Origin of the sequence: Flavobacterium sp. UGB4466 (assembly GCF_903469665.1) — a bacterium.
Classification (GTDB): domain Bacteria; phylum Bacteroidota; class Bacteroidia; order Flavobacteriales; family Flavobacteriaceae; genus Flavobacterium; species Flavobacterium lipolyticum.
In genome coordinates, this window is the sequence record NZ_CAGKLC010000034.1 from 26,304 (window position 1) to 43,644 (window position 17,341).

Below are 17,341 nucleotides of genomic sequence, written 5' to 3' on the forward strand. Positions count from 1 at the left end.
AATAAAGGGCAAACTTTATATAAAGTTTGCCCTTTATTATTTTAAAATTCATTTTACGATTCGATTAAAGCTTTTAAAGCTTGTAAAATTGGGTTTTCTTCATCCTGAGGTTTTTCCTGAACTGCTCCGGGGCGATTGTCTTCCTGAACAATTTCGAGTTTTGTTTTCTGATTTTCTTCTGTTAAGACATAACTCACTACGAAGTAATTCTCGGGTTTGTCCTCTAATTCCGGTCTGGGGAAGAATAAGGAATATTTGATTTTCTGATTGGGGATAATCTCCAAAACAGTCCCCCATTGCTCAAAAACCTGACCTTCCCATTCGTTCCTAAATCTGATTTCATTACCAATTTTCCAGTCTGTGATTAAGTCACTGCCGTATTGCCATTGTTTGACCCACTCCGGTTGAGTGAGTGCATTCCAGACTTTTTCTGAGGGAGCATTTAAAAGAACTGTAGAGATATTGGTTGCCATAATAAGTGTTTTTTATTGTGGTTTTACAATTGGCTTTGCAATAGGTTTTAAGCTGTCTTTTTTTAGGATAGTACTGTCTTTCGCTATTGCTGCAGGTGCAGGAACAGTTGCGGGTGCTGTGTAGCGTTTTATTTTTTGCTGAAGGAGTACTGCGTCATTCAATACAAAAGGTGTTGGCATCATCCAATCGCTTCTTGGTTTTACTTTAAGCAGCGGATTGGTCATCAAATCAAAAGAACTTTCAATTAAATCCATATCCAGAACGGTCAATTTGTTGGTGTAGAATTCCATGATAAGAGGTTCATTGCCTACCACATAGTAACATAAGATTTTCATGCCATCGCGTTCCAGACGATTTCCTTTTTGTCCTGAAGCTGCAACTCCATTAGCTTTGAAATTGAAAAAAGTCATTTTTGGATTGGCATAAATATCATAACGATTTACCTTTCTGTTTGGGGTGATTTTTATTTTTAAATACCTGTTATTGCCAACCACACTGTCTTTTAAAAATGCAATAGTTGGTTTCGGTATGTCGACTACAGGAGCAATCGCACTATACGTAAAGCCCGAATTGTATTTGCTGGCTATTGGTAATGTATTTAAACCAATAGCGCTCTGGTTTTTTTGACCTAAATAAGTTTTGGTCCAATCGTCAAGGTTAACATCGTAAGTTGCCCAAAGAGCAGAGTTGGTATTGGCATTGTAAACGTACAGTAAACTGTTTGATTTTGCTTTTCCTGGTTCGTAATCGGAGTGGTATCCTGCATAGATAAAAAAGCCAATTGAAACAGCAAAGAAAAAGATCGTCCAGATCCCTTTTTTAGCAAACGTACCAAATATCGGTAATACCAATGTAAAAAGTAATACGGTTAGAATAGCACTTACAAAGAGGATTTTTAATCCTAAACCAACCGGAAACATTACAATAAATGGAGCGATGATAACGAATGCCGGAATGCTAAAAAGGAGGTTGAGTCCGAGGCTATAATGTTGAGTAAGAACAAAAATTCCGAACAGGAGTATGCCGAAGTATACCGGTATGATCAGAAAACCTGCACCAGTCAGACTATTAGCTACAAATGCATTCATGATGATCCAGAGTAGCAACGGTGCTACAAAATGATTCATGGTAATTTTAGCTTCTGAAAAATGATGGTAGAAGGCAAATGAAATGGCGATACTGAGTGTTACAAATGCACCGATATAAGCATGACCGTTGTATGTGAATCCATTCAATAAGTCAGAATATTGCGGATAAATCTGTAATACAATTTTCCATCCTAAAAAGGTTACCAGACCCGCTATGATTAGAGATCCTAATAAAGGAACAAATCCTTTGAATATTTCTCTGAAAGTGATAACACGTTTAACCTTTCCTATAAAGATGAAAACAATCAACAATCCTAAAGCAATAATTGTCATTGGCCATACCCATGAAAAAGGATAGTTAATGAAGGAGAACGGAGCAGTAAAGTACACATCATCCTCTGTTGAAGTTGTAGTATTTAAATCTACATTGGAAAAATATTTTAATAAGGGCATTAAGTAAGTTCCCTGATGAGCCAAAGTTGTTTTGTTCAGGTGCTGAACATCATCTTGTTGTGTGTGATAATTGTAGTGACCGTCTATAAAAGCAAAGTTGAATCCCTGAATGTTTCCTTGCTCTCTGAAAACCGTTAAGTCGGTATCATTTGGAAGCATTTTGTAGATGCTGTACATAAGTGAATTGGAAACAGGATAAGTAGTTTTTGCATTAGAAAATTCTTTTACCAATGCTTTGTTTCCTTTATTGGTTTCCATTAACATATAACTTGGACCTGAGGATCCTCTTGCCTCAAAATTAAGAACCAAACCTACATCTTTTGCCCACGGATGGCTGTTTACAAAAAGAGCCGCACCATTTAACCCCAGTTCTTCAGCATCTGAAAAAAGAATGATAATGTCATTTTTATGCGGTTGTTTTGCATACAAAAAAGCACGAATTCCTTCGAGAATAGTTGCAACACCTGAAGCGTCATCACTTGCCCCTTTTGAAAAAGAATGCGGAGCACTGTCGTAATGGGAAAGAAGTAAAAGTGCCTTTGTATTGTTGGTACCCTTTATGCGGGCAAGAATGTTTTTTGATTTTACAAGAAGTCCTCTATCATTTAAAGTAAAGCCTTCCTGAACACTGGTTTCCAAACCAATTTGGTTCAGTTCAAGTTTAAGATAATTGGCTACGAGTTCATGATTGAGAGAACCTACATAGTGCGGTTTCTGCGCAATAATTCTGACTTGATTTAAAGCTCTGTCCGTAGAAAACTCAGCAAGAGCCTCATCTCCTTTAGAGATTACCTGCGGCATCATTGTGGCGTATATAATACCAAGAATGGCAAGAATGCAAACTATGGCTAGAATTGAGGTTTGGTTTTTTTTCATGGTAGATAGGTACTATAATTCTTTTTTAACAAGCATAAAATAATCATTATCCAAAGAGCGATATCCCTGGTCGTACAGAAAATAGTAGGTGTTTCCTGTTTTGGTCTGCAAGATATTGGTAAAGAAATCGAAATCAAAACCTTTGTTTGTCATTTTATCCCTTGTTGCTTTAGATTTCCCGTTAGGGTTTAGTTCGCTCAAAATTCGGTAATTTTTTCGTAATTTATTGTTTACATTACGCATGAAATTCGTACTGTCTTTGTTTATTTTATTATTGTAAGCATTTCGACAGCTGTCTGAGCAGAATTTCTTGTCTTCCCTGCCTACAATTTTTTCGGAGCATTCGAGGCATGTTTTCATGAATCTATCTTTTTAATTTCGTACAAATCGGTTCTTCGATCTTTTAACGTGCGTACACTTCCATGTTCGTGAAGTTGTTTCAGCAGGTTGAGATCAACATCAACTATTAGAGTCATTTCTGTATTTGGTGTTGCTTCGGCTTTTATTCCATTACTCGGAAAAGCAAAATCAGAAGGGGTAAAAACAGAGGCCTGAGCATATTGAATGTCCATATTGTTTACTTTCGGGAGGTTGCCCACACAGCCGGCAATAGCGACATAACATTCATTTTCGATGGCACGTGCCTGCGAGCAGTGTTTCACTCTGGTGTAGGCGTTTTGAGTATCGGTTAAAAAAGGCACGAACAAAATGTTCATTCCCTCGTTGGCCATAATTCTTGAAAGCTCCGGAAATTCAACATCATAGCAGATCAGAATGCCGATTTTTCCGCAATCAGTATCAAAAGTTTTAAACTGAGAGCCGCCTTTCATTCCCCAATGCTGTACTTCATTGGGAGTTACATGGATTTTAGTATAGATCTCCGAAGTTCCGTCTCTTTTGCAAAGAAAACCAACATTGTAAAGGTTTCCATTGTCCAGATAAGGCATGCTTCCGGTAATGATATTGATATTGTATGAAATAGCAAATTCCTGAAAACGCTTTCGGATAGGGTCTGAATATCGGGCCAGTTCCCGAATGGCTTCGGCTTCAGATAAATGATTGTAATCGGCCATTAAAGGAGCTATAAAAAGCTCGGGAAACAAAGCAAAATCACTTCCGTAACCCGAAACGACATCAATAAAAAATTCGGCCTGCTCGAAAAATTCTTCAATATTGTTCAGCGGACGCATTTGCCATTGAATCAGTCCCAAACGGATGACACTTTTTTCGAGGTTAATTAGTTTTGGACTTTCATCGTAATACACATTGTTCCATTCTAAAAGTACCGCAAACTCTTTCGACTCTTCGTCACCTTCAAGGTAGTTTTTAATAATTCGCAATACATGGAAGTCATTACTTAACTGAAACGAAAGTACCGGATCGTGCAGTTCTTTATGTTTTACCTTGTCGATATAGTTTTTTGGAGTAAGCTTTTTAGAATGCTGGGCATAGTTTGGAATTCTGCCGGCAAAAACGATGGCTTTCAGATTTAACTGTTCGCAAAGCTCTTTTCGGGCATCGTATAAACGCCGGCCGAGACGTAAACCGCGATAGTTAGGGTGAATAAAAACATCGATTCCATAGAGGATCTCTGCATTTTTATTATGGGTAGAAAAAGTATGGTTTCCTGTTGCTTGTTTGTAATTGTGTCTTTTGTCGATTAGCTTTTCATCGACAATTAAGGATAAGGCCGATCCAACGACTTTTCCATCTGCCAGTATGACGAGCTGCCCTTCAGGAAAAATAGAAAGTAGTCTTTTAATATCGTCCTCTTTCCAGTACGAATCTGCCATCTCGGGATAGGATTCTACCATAGAATCTTTTAGCTGCTTGTAGTCGTCAAATTCCAAATTACGCAATTCAACTTTATTGATTTTTGTCTGCATATCGTAAGATTTATCTCAAATATACGAAATAAATTCCATTTACAAACGGTTACAAATAGTTACAACCGAAAGTAAATAGTTGTCTACCGGATAATTGCTGGCGTTCGTCGGATCTTTGTCCTGTTGAATTTGATGAACGAATTCATTTTATACTAACATTTAAATATTATACGCCATGAATGCAATGAAAAACAGAGTACAGTTAATTGGGAACGTAGGAAACGATCCGGAAATTAAAACATTAGAAAACGGTAGAAAATTAGCGTATTTGAATATCGCTACCAATGAAAAGTATACTAATGACAAAGGAGAAAAAATCGAACAAACCGAATGGCATCGTGTTACAGCCTGGGGCAAAACAGCCGAAATAATCGAAAAGTTTGTAGTGAAAGGTAAAGAAATTGCTGTTGAAGGCAAACTGACTCACCGAAGCTACGATGACAAAAATGGTGAAAAAAGATATGTAACGGAAGTAGTCGTAAATGAAATTTTATTATTGAAGTAAATATAGTACTATTTGATACTCAACCCTACAGGTTTTCAAAACCTGTAGGGTTGAGTATTTTTAGTAAGTAAGGGTTTTAGAGGATAGAAACTCCGTTAATATCTGTCGTTAATATTTCACTCATATAATCAAAAAAGGGTCTCATATTTTTAAAAGTAGTGAGAGCCTGTTCCAGAAAAAGAGGACTCAGAACTTCCTCATCCGTAAAACGTTTGATAAGCAGAAACGATTTGAATCGGAGCAAATCTATCGCTTCATGGTTTATGTCGTAGCCCTTGGGAGCCGTTTTAAGTTGTTCTCCCTGCAAAGTCCCAAAAGTGCTAATAAAAGATTCTGACTGGAGTATTTTCTGCATGGCTTGAGAGTCGTGACCAAATTCGGCTCGGATGCGTTTGAGATCTGCTGCATTTGGTCCCCAAAAACCGCCGGCCAGAAAACTATTTCCTTTTTCGAGATGAAAATAGTAACCGCCGCGTCTTTCTTTTGTTGCTCTGGTATAACTGCCTCCCCAAAAGGTTTTAAAAGGAGTTTTGTCTTTAGAAAAGCGAATGTCACGATAGATTCTGTAAACGCTTTTTTTGCCGGAAGCTGTTTCCAGTACATCTGTTTTAGAGAGTTCCTGAAGCAAAGCACCTGCAAAGGTTTCAATATGATTTAGCTCGATTAGATATTCGGGCTTATGTATCTCAAACCAGGGCTTGTTATTGTTTTCTTTAAGCAGAGATAAAAAATCAAGACTGGATTTGGGTATAGTAATGTCGTTTTTCATAGATGAACTGAATGAATCGTAAAAAATTTGGGATTAATTTTAACCGTAAGGAATGCAATGGAGAAAAGCAAAGTTACGCAAAGATTTAAGTATTGTGCGAGTCAATTGTAAAAGTTAAGATTTTCTTCTGCATTGTAATACAGATGATGCGAATTCGTTTCATGCGTGTTCTATTGTTTTGGGATCAATCTCAAGAGTTGGGAAAAAAAGGGCTGAAAGCCCTAAAAAGCAACAGCATCTTGCGCAGCACTATGAATTAGGTTAAGGTGCAGAATTGCCCTGAAAGGGCAAAAGCAAACTATACATTATAAGTTTCAATAAAGAATCAACCGCTCTTTTATAAAGTATAATTCAAAATGATATAAATCCAACTTTTGTGCATAAGCTTCTGCCCTTTCAGGGCGTAACCGATATTCGTTATCGTTGCTCATAGTGCTGCGCACCATTTTATTGCTAAAGCTCTTTCAGAGCAATATTTCCAAAATTAAAAAACCCACCAAATGGTGGGTTTGTATATTTCGTTAAGCAGTTTTTTTGAATAAATCAAACATAGGACAACGCGAGCAACGTTTCTTTTCGCTTTTTTTGTATTTCTCACAACAAGAGGATTTGCAGTTTTCCAACCTCTTAATGTTCTCAAGGATAGCAGCTTTATTCTTCTTTTTCTTCTTATCCTTTTTTTTGTCCTTGTCTTTTTCTTTCTTGCTCAATTTTCCTCTGTATTATAAAAACAGAGGCAAATATAAAAGAAAAAAGTTATTTTTAAATATTCTAAATAAACTTTAACTTTTTTTATTTTGGGTTGATAGCGATCGAACTTGTAACCGTTAATTGTTGAATATCACGGTCGAACAAGTATAGTCCGCCTTTGTCATCTCCAATTAAGTTGATTTTATCTAAGATTGACTTAGCAGTCGCTTCTTCTTCGATTTGTTCAGAAACATACCATTGTAAGAAATTATGTGTTGCATAATCTTTTTCTTCAAAAGTAATGTGTACCAATTCGTTGATTGATTTTGAAACAAAAAGTTCATGGTTGTAAAGTTCCTCAAACATTTCTTTGAAAGTAGAATACGATGTTTTAGGTGCTTTCAAATCGGTAATATGAGAGTGACCTCCGCGTTCGTTTACATACTTTATTAACTTTAGCATGTGTGCGCGCTCTTCGTCTGACTGTGTGTACATAAATTGCGCAATTCCTTCCAGTCCGTGTACTTCAGCCCAACAAGCCATAGAAAGGTAGGTTTGCGAAGATTCTGCCTCTATGCGGATTTGCTTGTTTAAAGCTATTTCGATATTTTTTGATAACATAATATTTCTCTTTTGTGTAAAGTTAGAGAAAATAATCCATTCCCTTTTTTTTCAAACCTGAAAACATCAGACATTTGGATTAATTCTCAATAAAATTAAGGTCTTTCAAATGAAAATGGTTTCGAAAATACAGCCTTATCGATGATCGGGTTTTGTGTTTCATTTTCCGGAAATCCATCGGTAAATTTTCGCATCTGATATTGTTTTAAAGCAGTATCGTAATATCCTAAAATATAATAATCGTCAAATCTAAAAATGTTGTCCAGAATCGCTTTTCTATTATTGTTTAAAAAGTAATACAAGTTGTCAAGCGCCATTGGTGCAGGATCTTTGGCAACAAATTCTGATTTTTGGTTTAAAGCCGTTTCAAAAAATACGGTTTCATCATTCACAACCGGCAAATAATCCCAGGTAAAAGTATCGTTCATGACCGTATAGTAAGCGCCGCCAACACGTGGAGTTCCACCGAGTGTCATAGAAGTACTAATTCCATTGTTATAAAGTGATAAACCTATTTCTAAAGCAGCGAGATGTTGTAGAAAACGTTTCGTATTCTTTAATTCCCGTGGTTTTCTTTCACCGCCTTGCTGAACGAGGAAAGGTGAGGTTTTAAATCGAATCGTATCTTCCTTTGTAACTCTGATATTTTTTATAAGTTCGCCCGAATCATAATTTTTAATGTCAAGAACCAGTTCATCTTCATTGGCATTGATTTGATAAAGCTTCTTTTCATGATAGAAGGAGTTGCTTATTTTGCGAGGGGTTTTAATCTCAGATTGGACAATTTTCTTTTCAATAACGTCCTGATTCTCCAGATTGAGATCAAAAAGCCGTGTTTCTTTCGCATTATGATCCAGCGTCAGAATAAGATGATTGTCTTCGAGATAAATTTTACTTTTTTTGGAGGCTTTGTCTAAAGGCGTATAATCTTCCGGATCAATTTTTATAATTGGATTCTCTTTGATGAGCTGTGAAAAACTTACCGACTGGCCTCTTTTGTTTTGAAAGGTAAAAGGAGCAAAATCAAATATCCGCTCTTCTACAATTCCGTTTTTAAAAACATAGGCCGTTAAAGTATGACTTGTGAGTTCTTTAGACAACAGGTAGAGTAGATTGTTGCTTTGAAACTTAGCTACGATATATTCGCTCGCGGAAGGGAACAGAAATTTTAAAATCTTATACGTCTTGGTTTCCAAATAATATTTGATCACAAAAATTTCCGAAGATTCTTCGGAAGCCCAATAAAGTGTTGGATTTCCGTCTTCACTAAAACTATAACCCAATATCGATTTGTTTTCAAGATTGGCACGTGATATTGTAAATTCGTCCTTTAAAAATAAAGCACTATTGTATCTTAAAATAGTAAGATTCTGAGTATTTGTGGCAAAAACAAATACATCGTGTGTTGCCTTATTTTCGACATTAACGATTGTATTGTTCTGATCGTACCTCTTTAAATCTAAAGGATAAGAAGCCAAAACTGTCTGACTCAACAGGGTCGACTGATAGGTTACTAATAAGAGAAGGAGTAGTTTTTTCATATGCTTTTATCGACAAAAATTATTCCAAATTTAAACCTCTTGTGTGCGAATTATTGATTCATTAATTCCTGAAAATAATCCACAAATTGTCCCATGTGTAATCCATCCATTAAGGCGTGATGCACATGAACAGACATGGCAATGGTTCTTTTTCCGGTTGGTGAAACCATCATTTTTCCGAAAGAAACCTTTGGGCAGCTGTCCGGAAAGGTAAAACTGCGGGCATGTGAAAGTGACGTAAAGTTCAACCACGGAATTGCCGAGAAGTGAATTAAATTATCATTTTCAAAAGACCTTGTAAAAAGTCCCGTGGTATTCTGAATGCGTTCTATTTCCTGTAAAGCCGTTTTTTCGAAGGTTTTAAAATCAGGATGATATTCTATAAATGAAAATCCGAAAGTGCCATCTTCACGTCCGATGGTTGCTGAGGCATCGATTTGGTCATTGATGTAAATCTGATCTCCCGAAATTCGGTATCTAAAATTTTCGATTGCATTTACGGCAACCAGTGTTTTGTGCAAATAATAAATAAAAAAGGAGGATTCGAGACTTTTGGCCTTTTCGTAGGCCTGCGTACAATCAATCTCGACGGTAGCACCAAAAAAGGGTTCTTCCATTTGAATGAAGTGTGCAAAGTGTTCTTTTCTATTCCAGTTTTCTAAGTCTAAAAGTGTTTTCATTACAATAAGTTCTGAAGGATTTCAGTGATTTTTTCAAACGAACTAAAATGTTCGTGTTCTATTTTGTGACTGATTTTTTCATGCTCCCAAGTGGTGTGAAACGGAATATGTACCGCATAACCGCCAATGCCTAAAACCGGTAGTACATCTGATTTTAAGGAGTTCCCGATCATCAGGAATTCCTCTGCCTGAATGTCTAAACGCCCTAATAGCTTCGTGTAATCAATTTCCTGTTTGTCTGACATTACTTCGATATGGTGAAAATAATGACCCAATCCTGAGCGATGCAATTTGCTGTGTTGGTCTTTCAGATCGCCTTTTGTGGCTACAACCAATTTGTACTTTCCGTGTAGTGTTTTTAGGGTTTCTTCGACGCCGTCAAGCAATTCAATAGGTTTCTCGAGTAGTTCTTTTCCGTATTGGATGATTTTTTCGATAACCTCAATTGGAATGGTATTGTTGGAGATTGTCATTGCAGCTTCGATCATCGACAAAATATAGCCTTTGATTCCGTAACCGTACAGAGACAGGTTCTCAATTTCGATTTTGAATAGTTCCTGCGAAATTCCCTGATGCGAAAGGTAATCTTCCATCAAAGCGCAAAATTTATGCTCGGTTTCCTGAAAGTAAGGTTCGTTGACAAATAAGGTATCATCGGCATCAAATGCGATTACTTTTAAGTTGGGGATTTTGTTTTTATGTAACATAATGTTTTTGTTTCAGGTTTGAAGTTTTTCTTGTTTCAGGTTTTTTTTGCCACGAATTCACGAATTTTCTTGCCACAGATTAGAATGATTTCAAAGATTTTAAAAAATAATCTGCCAGATCAGCTAAATCTGCGAGAGTATTTTTTCGCCACGAATTCACGAATTTTCTTGCCACAGATTAGAATGATTTCAAAGATTTTAAAAAAAATCTGCCAGATCAGCTAAATCTGCGAGAGTATTTTTTTAGCCACGAATTCACGAATTATTTTTTACAATCGGTCTGTGCCATCTGCGTGAGAATTCTTCAGCCGCGAATTTCACGAATATGCACGAATTTTTATTTTACTGCCGCAGATTAGAATGATTTCAAAGATTTCAAAAAAATCCGCTCGATCTGTTAAATCTGCGAGAGTATTTTTTCGCCACGAATTCACGAATTTTCTTGCCACAGATTAGAATGATTTCAAAGATTTTAAAAAAAATCTGCCAGATCAGCCAAATCTGCGAGAATATTTTTTTTGCCACGAATTCACGAATTTTATTGCCGCAGTTTAAAAAAATCTGCCAGATCTGCTAAATCTGCGTGAAACCTTTTATTACGAATTCACGAATTTAATGATTTAGATGAATAAATAATCTGCGAAAATCTGTAAAACCAGCGTCATCCGCGGGCCAATGACTTAGAAAAGCTTTTTTAATGAGATCGTCTTATCATAGAACGTAATTCTAATTCCGAACAGCAAAATGATTCCGCCGAAAACCATTTGTAAAGTTATTTGTTCTTCTAAAAACAACCAAGCTAATATCGAAGTAATTACGGCCTGACTTAATAAACTTAATGAAACTCTTGTGGCGCGCATGTGCTGGGTAGCATAACTGATGGAAAGCCAGGCACACAATTGACAAATTACAGCCTGAAGTGCCAGTACAAACCAACCCGTATTCGAGAAACCTGCAAAAGGCTGATCCAGCGCATAACATAGAATTCCTAAATAAATACTCGATGCCAGTAAGCTGATAGTCATAAAAGATAAAACATCGATTTCTGAGAGTGCTTTTTTGCTCACCAAAAGATAAATCGAATAAAGAATACCCGATAAAACGGCAAACAGAAAGGCCTGATCAAAATTCAAATCCATGAAAAATTCAAATCCCACCAGCGTGACCATTCCGAATAAGGAAACGACAGTTCCGATCCAGAAATTGGTTGCAGGTCTGATTTTTAGAAAGAAAAAGGAACCAATTCCAACCCAAAGCGGTGATAAATTAGTTAACAAAGATGCCTGAGTTGCACTTGAATCCTGAATAGCAATATTCCAAACAGCAACATCCGAAGAGAACAGAATTCCGCAAAGTACTGCTAATAGTATGAATTTGGTTTTCGGAAGCTTAAAGCTTTTAGTAACCAGTACATAAGGTAAAAGCAAGAGTACCGCAAAAAACATTCTGTAAAAAGCCGAGATTAATCCCGGAGCCAGTTTTAGTTTGACTAATATTGGAAAAATCGAAATACAAAGTATTCCGCCAATCAGGGCTAATCTTGGTTTGGTGAGTTTCATTTAATCTAAATATTGAATCGGAAAGTGGGTTTTTGCTAAGATCTCACTTTTTTCTTGAATAAGAATCAAATTATTGATTTTTGTAAAGTTTTTAAAAGAGAAACGCGTGAATCGATTACCAATTTCACGCGTTTAAGAGAGTGTTTAAGCTGTAGCAATTTCACTGCAGGCCTGTGCTATTTGTTGATCCGAGAAAGGATCAAGTGCCTGGGCCAGCATTTTAATGGTTTTCATACAGCTTATCATTTTAGTGCGCAGCTCCTGGTTGTCACCAATCTCTGTTTCCAGAATTGCCTCGAAAATCTCGGACAAATATTCCGGTTGTTCTCTAAATTCTCCTTCCATCCAAAGAAAGGAAAGAAATTTTGCCACCGCTGGCAGTACATCTTGTTGTGCTGGTTTTTGATTTTCTTTAGTCATAGGGTTGTTTTTATAACTTATGAATAAGTTGTTAGAATTTCCCCGGGATATTTTTGCAGTAGTAAACTTATGAAAAAAAAGTAATGGAAAACGCTGATTAGTATTGAATTTCGTATAGTTTTGTATTGAAAGAATTTTAACCTACTGTCTTTTTATTACAAAACCCGACAGGTTTTAAAAACCTGTCGGGTTTATAGGAATTTTAGTGCCGACTGTTATTTTACTTTTCTGTTTTTAATATCCTGACGATTGTCCCAAAATGAAACGATTTCAATTTGATTTTCTTTTACTTCATAAAATATCAGGTAGACTTTCATAGAAATAACGCGAGTGGTTTTATTTGAAGTAAGTCTCCCTATCAATTCTGAGTTTGAGAGCGTGTTTAATAGATCTTCAATCTCGTTTAGAAGTTTTAAGCTGTAAGTTGGGCTTTCATTTCTAATGAAATAATACTCAAGAGTATTTTGTAGTTGAAGTTTAGCCAAAGATGACCAAATTATTTCTTTTTTAGCCATTCTCTCATTTCTGAAATTACTTCGTCATTTTTATGAAAATTTCCATTTTTGATTTCCATTCGACTATTATCAATTGCCATTTTTTGATCAGCAGACAATTCATAAAGTTCTTGTTCAGAGGAATCGAAAATAGTTTGAAGCGCATTTAGAAAATTCAAATCTTTAGAATCTTTGATTCGGGATATTAAATTCTTTTTTATTTGTGCAGTCAAGTCCATGATATTTCTTTATATCCTCAAAATTAAAGATTTATTCTCAGATTATATAAACTGATTGTGATTATTTGAACATTGGTATCTAAGTAAAACAAACCCGACAGGTTTTAAAAACCTGTCGGGTTTATAAATTTAGAAAATTATCACATTATCAAATTGCCACATTTTCTAATTAAATCAATTAGTTTACCGTTTCCCCATTCGGAGCATCGGCATCCGGATTGATGAAAACCAGTTTTCCTTCGGCATTGGTTGTCATTAGGATCATTCCCTGACTTTCTACACCACGTAGGGCTCTTGGCGCTAAATTGGCTAAAACCGAAACACGTTTTCCGATAATTTCTTCCGGTGAAAAGCTTTCGGCAATTCCTGAAACGATTGTACGAACGTCAATTCCGGTATCCACTTTAAGGACCAAAAGTTTGTTGGCTTTAGGCATTTTTTCGGCTTCCAGAATAGTTCCTACACGAATGTCCATTTTAGCAAAATCTTCAAACTGAATAAGATCTTTTTGTGGTTCAGGCTGTTTGCTTTCGGCAAGATTTGCGGTTTTTGTCGCTTCCAATTTGTCTATTTGTTTTTGTATTTCTTCGTCTTCTATTTTTGCAAAAAGCAATTCGGCTTCACCAATTTGATGTCCTTCAGGAATTAATTCTGAATTTTCAGTAACGTCATTCCATTGCAATTTGCCTTCATTTTTCAATATTCGGGATAATTTAGCGGCAGTAAAAGGTAAAAACGGCTCCGCCAAAATGCTCAACGCAGCAGCAATTTGCAAAGCGACATACATTTGAGTTTTTACACGCTCCGGATTGTCTTTCATTACTTTCCAAGGCTCTTCGTCGGCTAAATATTTATTTCCTAAACGAGCCACATTCATCAACTCACCCAAAGCTTCACGGAATCTGTAACGCTCTACCGAACTTGAAATTACAGCCGGATATGCTTTTAGTTCAGCCAAAGTATTTTCGTCAACTTCAGATAATTCATTTGGTTTTGGAATAAATCCGTCGTAATATTTATTAGTTAAAACCACCACACGGTTGATGAAGTTTCCGAAAATAGCAACTAATTCGTTGTTGTTTCTTGCCTGGAAATCTTTCCATGTAAAATCGTTGTCTTTGGTTTCCGGTGCATTCGAAGTTAGGGCATAACGTAAAACGTCTTGTTTCTCCGGAAATTCTTCTAAATATTCGTGCAGCCAAACTGCCCAGTTTTTAGAAGTCGAAAGTTTGTTTCCTTCCAAATTCAGAAACTCATTTGCAGGAACGTTGTCCGGTAAAATATAGCTTCCTTCGGCTTTAAGCATCGCCGGGAAAATGATACAGTGAAAAACAATATTGTCTTTCCCGATAAAATGAACCAGTTTAGTGTCTTCATCTTTCCAGTATGGCTCCCAGTCTTTTCCTTCGCGGGCTGCCCATTCTTTGGTAGAAGAGATGTATCCGATAGGAGCATCAAACCAAACGTATAATTTTTTTCCTTCTGCACCTTCAACCGGAACATCAATTCCCCAGTCCAGGTCACGCGTTACGGCACGAGGCTCAAGTCCGCCGTCAACCCATGATTTTACTTGTCCGTAAACATTCGGTTTCCAGTCGTTTTTATGTCCAACCAAAATCCATTCGGTTAAAAACTCAGTATATCGATCCAAAGGTAAAAACCAATGTTTTGTTTCTTTTAAAATTGGCGTTTCTCCGGTAATTGTCGATTTTGGGTTAATCAAATCGGTAGCATTCAATGTCGATCCACATTTTTCACATTGATCTCCATAGGCTTCCGGATTGTCACATTTAGGACAGGTTCCTACCACAAAACGATCGGCCAGAAACTGATTGGCTTTGGCATCGTATAATTGTTCGGTTACTTCTTCAATAAAATCGCCTTTGTCGTACAAGGTTCTAAAGAATTCAGAAGCCGTATCATGATGAACTTTAGCCGAAGTTCTGGAATAATTGTCAAACGAAATTCCGAAATCAGCAAATGATTTTCTAATAATTCCGTCGTATTTATCGATAACTTCTTGTGGTGTAACTCCTTCTTTTTTGGCTTTCATCGAAATTGCAACACCATGTTCATCGCTTCCACAAATAAATGCAACGTCTTTTCCCTGTAAACGTAAATATCTCGAATAAATATCTGCAGGCACGTAAACCCCCGCCAAATGCCCAATATGAATAGGTCCGTTGGTGTAAGGTAAGGCTGCCGTGATAGTATATCTCTTTGGATTCTGTATCATAACTCAATTTTATTGAGTGCAAAAATAAGCAATAGAATTGAGATTTTGTTATTGCGCGGAGTTTCACAGAGAAAAAGCACAGAGATTCACCGAGTTTTTTCTCATTTCGATCGAAGGGAGACCCGAGTGATGAGGTGTTTTATTGTCCGGCTGAGCGAAGTCGAAGCCAGGCAATACAATTGAACTTAGCGAATCTCTGCGAAAACCTTCGAGTAACTTTGTGCAATACCCCATAAAATAGAACCAGTTTAAACTAGCATACCCGCTAAAATCTTCACGATTTATTTCGCAACCTTTGTGCTCAAAAAAAGAACAAAAAAGCAATTTTATGAGCAAGACAAAACTTATCATCAATAAAAACGGATCGATTAAAATAGAAGGTGACTTCGAAATCATGGATTCAGAAGGAGCTGTTTACGGACTACAAGGAAGATCGGCATTGGGTCTTTGCCGTTGCGGATTATCGGCAAACAAGCCTTTTTGCGATGGCGGGCACCGTAATAATTTCGAACACGAGTCTAAAGCATTCGATTTACCACCAATGAAAACAAACTAAGAACTTCGGTTTTGGTTATTTTTTATAAGGAAGCTGCATCTTAACTGATGTGGCTTTTTTTGTTTTCATTTTTAGATGATTTACTAAATATGATCAGTTATTTCCTTAAAAAAGTGTGTTATATTTACCTAAATTTTTAAAAATATAAAGAATGAAAAAATTGGTGACCCCATTGTTGCTTTTATGTTTTGTTTTGGCTCAGGCTCAAACACAAAAGACGGTTTCGAGTGATTGGACATCCTTCAATCAAACGATAGAAATTCAGTCTCCTGTTAAAAAGAAGTTTAAAGTAATCGCGTCGGTAAAAGTTGAAAGTACCGAACCTCAGGCCTGGGCAGGAGTTTGGGCAAGAGTTGATACTAAGAATGAAGAGGAAGGTTTTTTTGATAACATGAGAGACAGACCAATTAAATCAAACGAATGGAAATCTTATACCGTAGAAGGAACTATCGATAAAAATAGTAAATCACTTAGTTTTGGAGGTTTGTGTTTGTATAACGGTAAATTCTATTTTGATAAATTCGAATTGCTGATCGAGAATGACAAAGGTGTTTTTGAACCGTTGGCGGTTTTAAACGCAAGTTTTGAAACCCCTTTGAAAAATGGTGAAATTCCGAAATGGGGTTTAGGCATTTCAAAAGAGGCAAGTGTAAAAGTGAAAGAGTACAAAATTACTCAGGACAAATCCAGTGCTGATGGAAAGAACAGTTTGTTACTGGAAGGAAGCGGGATTAAACCTCGAGCAGAAGCGAAGATTGGAAATGTGGAAGGAGCGTCGCCAAAAATTGGAGATATGATATCAATGCTTGAAGATCTTAAGTCTCGTGTAGAAAGAACAGTGAAGAACATGAATCAGTACGAAATTGATTATTTACATGACGCAGAAGCCAACCGAATTGGTGCACTGGTGATGCATTTGGCCGCTGCCGAAAAGTACTATCAGGTTTTTACCTTCGAAAACAGAGATTTTAATGAAGAAGAAAAGAAACAGTGGAATGCCGCTTTAAATCTGGATCAGGGTGGACGAGATGAATTTAAAGGGCATGATATTCAATATTATTTAGACATCTACAATGAAGTAAGAGCCAAAACAATTTCGGAGTTAAAAAAGAGAGACGATGCCTGGTTTGCCGAAGTTCAAACAAAGTATGACATGAGTAATCAATATTGCTGGTTTCATGTTATGGAACATCAGTCGAGTCATCTAGGGCAGATTTTGTTTTTGAAGAAACGTATTCCGCCTCAGCAAAAACCAACCTTACCAAAGGAAATTAAAAAGTAATAGTTTCGATTTTATAAAAGAGGTTGTCCAAAAAGACTTAGTCAATCTCTGAGAATTGCATAAATGAAATTTGTCTCCGACAGGAGTCCGAACATTTTTAGTATAAAAAGGGGGCTGTCCATACTTTGGACAGCCCCCTTTTGTGTTTTGATTTTCGGGAAGATCAGATTAAACAATATGACTTTTATGGCTTTGTAATCCATTTTGAAAAACAAGTGAAAAATTTATGATTATATTTTAGGTTTTTAATAAAAACAAGTTTATT

General features: G+C 36.6%; 18 protein-coding genes. 3 read left to right on the plus strand and 15 right to left on the minus strand.

Annotated elements, in window-relative coordinates; genetic code table 11:
- Positions 1-53: 53 nt before the first annotated feature.
- The 4 genes from JO950_RS10680 to JO950_RS10695 are packed head-to-tail and all read right to left on the minus strand — an operon-like array spanning position 54 to position 4,777.
- Complete coding sequence (locus tag JO950_RS10680) at positions 54-473, minus strand: SRPBCC family protein (protein WP_202702630.1); 420 nt, start codon at positions 471-473, stop codon at positions 54-56.
- Positions 474-485: 12 nt separating this feature from the next.
- Positions 486-2,891, minus strand: coding sequence for a M28 family peptidase (locus tag JO950_RS10685; protein WP_202702631.1), 2,406 nt, complete (start codon positions 2,889-2,891; stop codon positions 486-488).
- A 12-nt stretch (positions 2,892-2,903) separates the two neighbouring features.
- Positions 2,904-3,251 carry a hypothetical protein gene (locus tag JO950_RS10690; protein WP_202702632.1) on the minus strand — a complete coding sequence of 116 codons (348 nt, stop codon included), beginning with the start codon at positions 3,249-3,251 and terminating at the stop codon, positions 2,904-2,906.
- Positions 3,248-4,777, minus strand: coding sequence for a bifunctional GNAT family N-acetyltransferase/carbon-nitrogen hydrolase family protein (locus JO950_RS10695; protein ID WP_070906324.1), 1,530 nt, complete (start codon positions 4,775-4,777; stop codon positions 3,248-3,250). Before JO950_RS10695 ends, JO950_RS10690 begins: the two co-directional genes overlap by 4 nt.
- 175 nt (positions 4,778-4,952) lie before the next feature.
- Between JO950_RS10695 and JO950_RS10700 the strand changes: the two genes are divergently transcribed.
- Positions 4,953-5,282, plus strand: coding sequence for a single-stranded DNA-binding protein (locus JO950_RS10700; RefSeq protein WP_202702633.1), 330 nt, complete (start codon positions 4,953-4,955; stop codon positions 5,280-5,282).
- 76 nt (positions 5,283-5,358) lie between these two features.
- On the opposite strand, the gene JO950_RS10705 is transcribed toward JO950_RS10700, so the two are convergent.
- From JO950_RS10705 to metG, 11 genes are all read right to left on the minus strand, one after another.
- A complete protein-coding gene (locus JO950_RS10705; RefSeq protein ID WP_202702634.1) occupies positions 5,359-6,051 on the minus strand; it encodes a DUF2461 domain-containing protein in 693 nt (230 codons plus the stop codon).
- A gap of 521 nt (positions 6,052-6,572) precedes the next feature.
- Entirely contained in the window at positions 6,573-6,761 is a 189-nt protein-coding gene (locus tag JO950_RS10710; protein WP_202702635.1) for a hypothetical protein, read from the minus strand.
- An 82-nt stretch (positions 6,762-6,843) separates the two neighbouring features.
- The gene (locus JO950_RS10715) at positions 6,844-7,362 is read right to left on the minus strand and encodes a ferritin (RefSeq protein WP_202702636.1); all 519 of its coding nucleotides are present in this window, start codon (positions 7,360-7,362) and stop codon (positions 6,844-6,846) included.
- 95 nt (positions 7,363-7,457) lie between these two features.
- On the minus strand, positions 7,458-8,903 hold the full coding sequence (locus tag JO950_RS10720) for a hypothetical protein (protein ID WP_202702637.1): 1,446 nt from the start codon (positions 8,901-8,903) through the stop codon (positions 7,458-7,460).
- Positions 8,904-8,953: 50 nt separating this feature from the next.
- Positions 8,954-9,583: a chloramphenicol acetyltransferase gene (locus tag JO950_RS10725; RefSeq protein ID WP_202702638.1), complete on the minus strand. Its 630-nt coding sequence runs from the start codon at positions 9,581-9,583 to the stop codon at positions 8,954-8,956.
- Complete coding sequence (locus JO950_RS10730) at positions 9,583-10,290, minus strand: HAD family hydrolase (protein ID WP_202702639.1); 708 nt, start codon at positions 10,288-10,290, stop codon at positions 9,583-9,585. The genes JO950_RS10725 and JO950_RS10730 overlap by 1 nt, the downstream gene beginning before the upstream one ends.
- 680 nt (positions 10,291-10,970) lie before the next feature.
- The gene (locus tag JO950_RS10735; protein WP_202702640.1) at positions 10,971-11,849 is read right to left on the minus strand and encodes a DMT family transporter; all 879 of its coding nucleotides are present in this window, start codon (positions 11,847-11,849) and stop codon (positions 10,971-10,973) included.
- 144 nt (positions 11,850-11,993) lie between these two features.
- Entirely contained in the window at positions 11,994-12,269 is a 276-nt protein-coding gene (locus JO950_RS10740; protein ID WP_202702641.1) for a hypothetical protein, read from the minus strand.
- Positions 12,270-12,484: 215 nt separating this feature from the next.
- On the minus strand, positions 12,485-12,784 hold the full coding sequence (locus JO950_RS10745) for a type II toxin-antitoxin system RelE/ParE family toxin (protein ID WP_202702642.1): 300 nt from the start codon (positions 12,782-12,784) through the stop codon (positions 12,485-12,487).
- Complete coding sequence (locus tag JO950_RS10750; protein WP_202702643.1) at positions 12,766-13,002, minus strand: hypothetical protein; 237 nt, start codon at positions 13,000-13,002, stop codon at positions 12,766-12,768. Before JO950_RS10750 ends, JO950_RS10745 begins: the two co-directional genes overlap by 19 nt.
- A gap of 178 nt (positions 13,003-13,180) precedes the next feature.
- Positions 13,181-15,238 carry a methionine--tRNA ligase gene (metG, locus tag JO950_RS10755; RefSeq protein WP_202702644.1) on the minus strand — a complete coding sequence of 686 codons (2,058 nt, stop codon included), beginning with the start codon at positions 15,236-15,238 and terminating at the stop codon, positions 13,181-13,183.
- A gap of 328 nt (positions 15,239-15,566) precedes the next feature.
- Between metG and JO950_RS10760 the strand changes: the two genes are divergently transcribed.
- Both JO950_RS10760 and JO950_RS10765 read left to right on the plus strand, forming a co-directional pair.
- Positions 15,567-15,794 carry a CDGSH iron-sulfur domain-containing protein gene (locus JO950_RS10760; RefSeq protein ID WP_070906333.1) on the plus strand — a complete coding sequence of 76 codons (228 nt, stop codon included), beginning with the start codon at positions 15,567-15,569 and terminating at the stop codon, positions 15,792-15,794.
- 151 nt (positions 15,795-15,945) lie between these two features.
- Positions 15,946-17,076 (plus strand): DinB family protein, encoded by a 1,131-nt coding sequence (locus tag JO950_RS10765; RefSeq protein WP_202702645.1) that lies wholly within the window; start codon positions 15,946-15,948, stop codon positions 17,074-17,076.
- The last annotated feature ends 265 nt before the right edge of the window (positions 17,077-17,341 follow it).